This is a genomic window from Capnocytophaga canis, assembly GCF_000827555.1.
GTDB classification, from domain to species: domain Bacteria; phylum Bacteroidota; class Bacteroidia; order Flavobacteriales; family Flavobacteriaceae; genus Capnocytophaga; species Capnocytophaga canis.
In genome coordinates, this window is the sequence record NZ_CDOI01000152.1 from 1 (window position 1) to 6,281 (window position 6,281).

4 protein-coding genes are annotated in these 6,281 nt (G+C 34.4%); 1 reads left to right on the forward strand and 3 read right to left on the reverse strand.

Annotated features, from left to right (window positions below; translation table 11 throughout):
* The 3 genes from menD to CCAND38_RS06610 all read right to left on the reverse strand — a co-directional run.
* Window positions 1–1,315: 2-succinyl-5-enolpyruvyl-6-hydroxy-3-cyclohexene-1-carboxylic-acid synthase (menD, locus tag CCAND38_RS06600; RefSeq protein WP_042344493.1), on the reverse strand; the 1,315-nt coding region annotated here is incomplete at its 3' end.
* Window positions 1,316–1,335: 20 nt separating this feature from the next.
* Complete coding sequence (locus CCAND38_RS06605; protein WP_042344494.1) at window positions 1,336–1,812, reverse strand: hypothetical protein; 477 nt, start codon at window positions 1,810–1,812, stop codon at window positions 1,336–1,338.
* Between the two features lie 22 nt (window positions 1,813–1,834).
* Window positions 1,835–2,392 (reverse strand): hypothetical protein, encoded by a 558-nt coding sequence (locus CCAND38_RS06610; protein WP_052458171.1) that lies wholly within the window; start codon window positions 2,390–2,392, stop codon window positions 1,835–1,837.
* A gap of 469 nt (window positions 2,393–2,861) precedes the next feature.
* Here CCAND38_RS06610 and secDF point away from each other — a divergent pair, with 469 nt between their 5' ends.
* Complete coding sequence (gene secDF, locus CCAND38_RS06615) at window positions 2,862–5,804, forward strand: protein translocase subunit SecDF (RefSeq protein WP_042344495.1); 2,943 nt, start codon at window positions 2,862–2,864, stop codon at window positions 5,802–5,804.
* Window positions 5,805–6,281 lie beyond the last annotated feature (477 nt).

Below are 6,281 nucleotides of genomic sequence, written 5' to 3' on the forward strand. Positions count from 1 at the left end.
TCAACAGGGTCGGTCGCTGGCTTCCTATGGCAGCTCCGATGGCTGTTGAAGTACTTCCATCAATACCACTCGTTCCCCGATTACAAAAAATTTGCCAAGAAGGGTTTAAGCGAAATAGCTGAGCATAGCGAACAGTAGAGCTATTACTTAATTGAACCATTTGATTATCAGGAATGTTTTCAAATATTTTTTTGTAAACCTTCAAGTCAGAATAAGGAATTTGATTAATATATTCCAGATGACGTTTGTGAATTTCCGTATTTACAATAGTCCAACGTTTTTGATAATTCGATGAAATGGTTTTTAATTCCAGCGATATGTCTGTAAAAAATGAATTTATATCTGTTTTTAAATGATCGGTCAGACAAAAGTATGAATCATAACCTTTGTATCTATCAATGTGATAATGAAATTTAGGCTGATATTTCCGTAGGAATTGTTTAATTTTTTTTGACACTACTAATCCACCAAAAGTAAGTAAAAAATCGGGTTGTAAATCTGCTTTTAGGGATTCATCTTTTTCCGTATAAGTTAGTAATTTATCAATATAGGGAATAAATTTTTCGTGATATAAATTCGAGGTAGTTTCTGTTAAAACCAGAACAGAAGGGTCTTCAGCCAATTGTTCTATATATCTATTTTCTAATTCGTTTGGCGATAAAACTCCAACCAATACCATTTTCTTTTTTGACTGATTCCACGCCTGTATGAAATTTTTGTTCTGAGCGGGTGTTGTACTATAAATACGTTCTCTCTCCGAAAAATTCTCGAAAGGAAAAATTTCGTTGGTGGTTGTATAGAGAGGCTCTTCAAAAGGAGCGTTGATATGTACAGGCAATCGTTCTGCAATCGCAGTATTCAAAGCTCGGTTCAGTTCATAGATGTTACTCGCATCACTATGTTGTTTATCCGATAAATTAGCGTTATAGCCACTGTGGTTCATCAATACGTTCTGTTGGCGTATGGTTTGCCCGTCACCAATATCAATTTTGTCTGAAGGTCGGTCAGCAGAAATTACTACCATAGGAATGTTGCTGTAAAAAGCCTCACTTACAGCAGGATAATAATTCAATAAAGCCGATCCTGAAGTACAAACTACTGCTACAGGATGTTTTTTCTGTTGAGCAATTCCCAATGCAAAAAACGCAGCACAACGTTCATCAACAATGCTGTAACACGTGAAAAAAGGATCGTTGGAAAAGCCAATAGTCAGAGGTGCATTACGTGAACCTGGTGAGATGACTATGTGCTGTATGTTTTTCGTCTTACATGCTTGGATGATATGTTGTGCAAGTTTGATAGCGGGTAATTTCATTATTTTTTTGATATTGTTTTTTATTCGACAATCGTATGGTGATTTCTTTCTTTAGAGGTATGAAGCTGTTGATTTTCCTTATATGATTTTATCTTCGGTTTCTTCATCAATAGAAAATAGAAACAAGTGATAAACCAACTTAGCCAAAATAAGTAGAACCCAAAATGAAATTTCTGTTTCATTACCTTGTGCATTGTGGTTGTGAAGTCCTGATAAGTCAAGTAGACACCCGCTACACCCAAGGCAAACAATAAGGCAACTACAATTTTCATTCCCCAAAAGCCGATCAGTTTTCGCAAGAGGTAAAGTAACAAAATGATAGCCAAATGCACAGCAAAAATCAGTAAAGCAGTTTTCCACCATGTTTTGAAAATGAGATATTCTCTGTATTTCAAGCTGATTCCTACGCGTCCAAGGAAAGACATTTGTGAAATAAGAATCCCTGAAACAAGGCTACTTATAGCTTGAAAGAGCGTCAGTATGATAGCATTTTTCATTCGTAAATCATAAATATGTTAATCACTTAGCTACTTTCCATCCTTCTTGTTCACTGAATTTCAGTTTGAATTTTCGAGAGATAAAATCTGATTTTGGGGTTGAATCATCTCCAAAGTAGTAAAATGGAGTTTTTTCTTTATCTAAAAATACGGTACAAACAGCATTTTTCTCTGATTTTTTCTCAATCACAACTTCCTTACTTTCATTGAGTTTGTATAGAATAGTTTTAACCAACGTATGGTTTTTGTTCTGTTGTACTACATAGGGCAATGCTTTTTTTGTTAAGTTCGTTGTTATCACAAAAATGGAGTCTTTTGTAAACCATTTTTTTCGGGTTTTTTCGTTGTTGATTTCAATCAATCCTTCTTCTTGTAACTTTTCTAAAGAGGTGAGTAGTTCCCGCTGTTTTTTCGAGTCAATCCGTTGTTTTGAAGTGTCAAATTTACCTTGCTCAAAAATAGGGTGCTGTTCCAAATGATCAATAATCAGTTCCTGAGCGTCTTTTGCAGTCAACTCTCCTTTTGGAGTACAAGAAAAAAGCCATAAAAAACAGAAAGGCAGTAAGATAAATGTTTTCATATATTTATAATTTTTAAGTTTTCGTACGTAGGATAATTTTTTTGTATAAAGGACGCACAAAGGTATGAAAAAATCAAGTAATGTGCAATATCTTTTCAAGCCAATACTATTCTTTTCTGTTGTCTGTTTTTTTGCTTGACATCGACTTATTTATGATTCGTAAAATCAGTATAATTTTTTGATATTCAAAAATATATAATAAGATTACACATATAATAACTAAAATAATTTGTCTCGAAAAGATGAAAAATTAACAAACTTCAGAAAAAGAATACATATGAAAAACTAAATTAAAGAAGATATCTTTAAAAAAGAATATGAAAAACTTTGAAAATCAATTGTTTATAAAATAAAGCTTTTGTTACTAAAAAAAACTTAAAAATTTTAACAACTACATATGGTGGTATATTCCTCAAAATGTATATATTTGCCGATTGAAGAAAAAAAGAATTAGTAATTAATATTTAAAATGCAAAACAAGGGACTTATTAAACTATTTGCACTGTTGTTCGGACTTGTGAGCGTGTATCAGCTTTCATTTACGTTTGTGGCGAATAGGGTAGAGAACAAGGCTAAAGCATTTGCTGAGGCAAAGGTGTTAAGTTCAGAAACGGACTATGTTTCTAAACGCGAAAGAGTTGAATCTCAGTATTTAGACTCTATGTTAGGACAATCGGTGTATAACATCGGTGTGACGAAATACACCTACGGTGAAGTCAAAGAAAAAGAGCTCAACAGAGGTCTTGACTTGAAAGGAGGTATTAACGTAATCCTGCAAATTTCTGTAAAAGACATCTTAAAAGGGTTGGCGAACAATTCAAAAGACCCTATTTTTAACAAATCATTAGCTGAGGCTGATGAGCTTTTGGTAAAAACAGACCGCACTTATTTGGATTTGTTTTTTGAGGCATACCAAAATAATGGTGGAAAATTGGCATCTCCTGAGGTTTTCGCTAATAAAGCGTTGAGCGATGAGATAAACATACAAATGCTTGATAATGAAGTTCGTCCAATAATTAAACGCAAAGTGGATGAGTCTATCACTTCAGCTTTTGAGGTATTGCGTAAACGTATCGACAAGTTTGGAGTTTCACAACCTAATATTCAACGTTTAGGAACTTCGGGGCGTATTCTGATTGAACTTCCAGGAGCCAAAGATGTTACCCGTGTTAAAACTTTGTTACAAAGTACAGCTCAACTGGAGTTTTGGGAAACATTTAAAAACGTAGAGGTATTTCCTTATTTAGAGGCTTTAAATCAACAGTTGGTAGCAACTATCAAACCACAGGCTACGGAAACCACTTCTGCGATTGACTCACTACTTACTGATGTTAAGAAAGACTCTGTAAATCAAGTGAATCCTTTGTTTGATTTACTGAAACCTGTACCTACTTACGAGGGTTCTCCAGTGCTATTCGGTGCAAGTATTAAGGATACAGCAAAAGTAAATAGTTATTTAAAATCAACAGACGCAAAACGTTTGTTGCCACCAAGTTTACAATTCGTAAAATTCGTTTGGGGAAAACCAGCTAAAAATACGGATGTGATTGAGTTATATGCTCTGAAAGGTAACCGAGACAATGTAGCATCCTTGACAGGAAATGTAATTACAGATGCTTCTCAAACCTTTGATATGAGAAACCAACCTGCGGTATCTATGCAGATGGATGGTAAAGGTGCGAGAATATGGGAAAACCTTACTGATAAAGCATTTAAGGAACAAGGAAATATAGCTATTGTGTTGGATGACATAGTTTATTCAGCACCAGGAGTTACTAATGGAGCTATTGCGGGTGGTCGTTCTGAAATCACAGGAAATTTCACTTTAAACGAAGCAATTGACTTGGCTAACGTACTTCGTGCAGGTAAATTACCTGCTGGAGCTGACATCGTTCAATCGGAAGTAGTTGGGCCATCTTTGGGACAAGAGGCTATTGATAGCGGGTTTAATTCGTTTTTGATTGCTACTATTTTTATCTTTGCTTGGATGATTTTCTATTACGGAAGAGCAGGGGTTTATGCAGATATTGCATTGATTTTGAATATCTTATTAGTTTTTGGCGTATTAGCAAGTTTAGGGGCTGTATTGACTCTTCCTGGGATTGCGGGTATCGTATTGACTATCGGTATGGCTATCGATGCGAATGTGTTGATTTTTGAACGTGCAAAAGAAGAGTTGGCTAAAGGGAAAGGAGTAGCACAAGCTGTTCAAGACGGTTTCAATAATGCTCTTTCTTCCATTTTAGATGCGAATATTACAACAGGATTGACTGCTATTATCTTATTATTCTTTGGAAGTGGCCCTATCCAAGGTTTCGCTACTACTTTACTAATAGGTATTATCACTTCGTTGTTCACGGCTATTTTTATCACACGTATTTTGATTGAATATAGCTTAGAGAAAAAACATGATCTTACTTTCTCTACAAATTTGACTAAAAACTTATTCAAAAACGTAAATATCAATTTTATAGGAAAACGTAAAATAGGATATATTGTTTCTGGAATAGCTGTTTTGGTAAGTATCATATCTTTATCTACACGAGGATTGAATCAAGGTATTGATTTCGTAGGAGGTAGAACCTACCAGATTCGTTTTGAACACCCAGTTGTAGCTTCGGAGGTGGCTGCCGAATTACAGCAGTACTTAGGAACTACTGAAGTAAAAACATTTGGTGCAGCAAATCAGATTAAGGTTTCTACAAAATATAAGGTAGAGGAAGAAAGCACTCAGGTAGATAATGAAATTCAAGAACTGCTTCACAAAGGATTGCAAAAATTTTTACCAGCAGGATATAGCTACGAAGAGTTTTCGAATGCTGAGACCGATGCTATTGGTATCGTTCAGTCAATGAAAGTAGGGCCAACAATAGCAGAAGACATTAAGAGTAGTGCTTACTGGTCAGTTATTGGTTCACTAATTGTGATTGCTCTCTACATCCTATTCCGATTCAGAAGATGGCAATTCTCTGTGGGTACAGTAGTGTCATCTGCGCACGACGTGATTTTGGTATTAGGTATTTTCTCATTGACATATAGTTTTATGCCATTCAATATGGAGATTGACCAAGCCTTCATTGCAGCCATCTTGACTGTGGTAGGATATTCGCTCAATGACACGGTGATTATCTATGACCGTATACGTGAGTATATGAAAGAGCCTAATTTTACCAAAGAGAAAATCAATGTAGCACTTAACAGTACACTTAGCCGTACGTTAAACACCTCTATTACTACTTTGGCAGTATTGGTAACTATCTTTATCTTTGGTGGGGAATCCTTGCGTGGATTTATGTTCGCTATGATTGTAGGTGTACTTGTAGGTACTTATTCTTCACTATTCATAGCAGCACCTATGATTTACGATACTTTGGAAAAAGATTTTGATAAGAAAAATACAAGCGAAAGCTAATATATTTTTTGAGGTTATTACAAAAAAGGAGCTATAAATTGTTTATAGTTCCTTTTTTTATTACCTTTGTGAGTGTGTTGTGCAGTCTATTGATAGTGTTAAGAGTTATTTTATAATAAATGTTATAAAATAAAAGCGTGTTTGAAAGAAAATATTCCAGATTTTTGATTAAATCGGTGCTGTATTTTTGTTTTAGATTGAACTCGTCTTGACTTTTTATTTTGCTTAAATTACTATCTCAAAGCACTTTACCAAAGTTTTTAAGACTTTGGCAAAGTACCAAAAATATGAAAATCATTAAGTTAAATCTCTTGCATAAATCTTTTTATGGATTTTTAACGAAAGAATCATTGTATTTAATTTTATTTACTTTTTAATGATTATTTTTTTCGGTCGTGTTTTAAAAAGTATGATGGTATAAAAATTTGACAATCAGGGAATAAAGTTGTATTTTTGTTGAATGCTAATAACAATTAC